Source organism: Bartonella sp. CM120XJJH (genome assembly GCF_042194715.1).
In the GTDB taxonomy this organism is placed as follows: Bacteria; Pseudomonadota; Alphaproteobacteria; order Rhizobiales; family Rhizobiaceae; genus Bartonella.
Genome location: NZ_JBHINE010000088.1, coordinates 1 through 868 on the forward strand (window position 1 = coordinate 1; position 868 = coordinate 868).

The 868-nt window shown below is 44.4% G+C and carries 2 protein-coding genes and 1 pseudogene; all 3 read left to right on the forward strand.

Translation table 11 applies throughout. The annotated features are described in order from the left end of the window. Positions 1 to 13 precede the first annotated feature (13 nt). Positions 14 to 301 (forward strand): phage tail assembly protein, encoded by a 288-nt coding sequence (locus tag ACFIKU_RS09900; RefSeq protein WP_375657406.1) that lies wholly within the window; start codon positions 14 to 16, stop codon positions 299 to 301. A 47-nt stretch (positions 302 to 348) separates the two neighbouring features. Beyond that, positions 349 to 411: a hypothetical protein gene (locus tag ACFIKU_RS09905; protein WP_234924827.1), complete on the forward strand. Its 63-nt coding sequence runs from the start codon at positions 349 to 351 to the stop codon at positions 409 to 411. Next, positions 408 to 868 (forward strand): annotated as a pseudogene (locus ACFIKU_RS09910) (phage tail protein); the annotation flags it as partial. The gene ACFIKU_RS09905 and the pseudogene ACFIKU_RS09910, both read left to right, overlap by 4 nt.

Genomic DNA, 868 nt, shown 5'->3' on the forward strand with positions numbered 1-868 from the left:
TAGGATTATAAAAATGACAGTACAAACAAGCATTACACATAAATTACTTGTACCGGTTACCTTTGAAGGAAAAGAACACACCGAAATCACCTTACGGCGCCCCAAAACAAAAGATGTGCAAGCAATCGATAAGAAGGAAGGCGTTGAACAAACAATCGCTATGGTTTCGCGCCTTTCTGAATGGCCACATGAGGCTGTTGGTGAACTCGACATCAATGATTTGGCAAGCATTGGAGAGATTTTGGAGTCTTTTATCAAGCGGCGGGACACCTCGACTGGGAAACCGCCGCTAAACTCATAGCCGATATCGCCATTGTTTTTCATTGGTCTCTTCCAGACATGATGGAAATGGAACCGCAAGAGTTAATATTCTGGCGAAAACAAGCAGCAGAAAGGTATAAGACAAAATGAGTGAAAAAGTTGCTGATGCAAAGGTGAGATTGTCTCTTGAAGATCAGCTCACTGCACCTCTTAAACATCTTCAAAAAAAATTCGATACATTGTCAAAAACACTCTCCCTGAGATTGAGTATTCCGCGCTTTTCTGCTGCTGTCAAAAACATGACGTCAAGTTTGAAAGGTGTTCAAAGTGCTCTTGGAGTGGCGGCAAGCCGTGCTTCGGTCTTTACTGGTGCCTTAGGGCTCGCTGGTGGTGGTCTTGTGGCAAGTGTGACCGCCGTTACCATGAAAACCATGCATCTGGGCGATAGTCTTTATCACGCATCACGCCATTTAAATATGAGTGTTGCATCACTTCAATTATGGGGTGATGCAGCCGATAATTCAGGCACTTCCGCCGAACTCTTTCAACAATCCTTAGCGGTTTTAAATAGGCGTTCGGCACAAGCCTATGCTGGACAAAAAAGAGG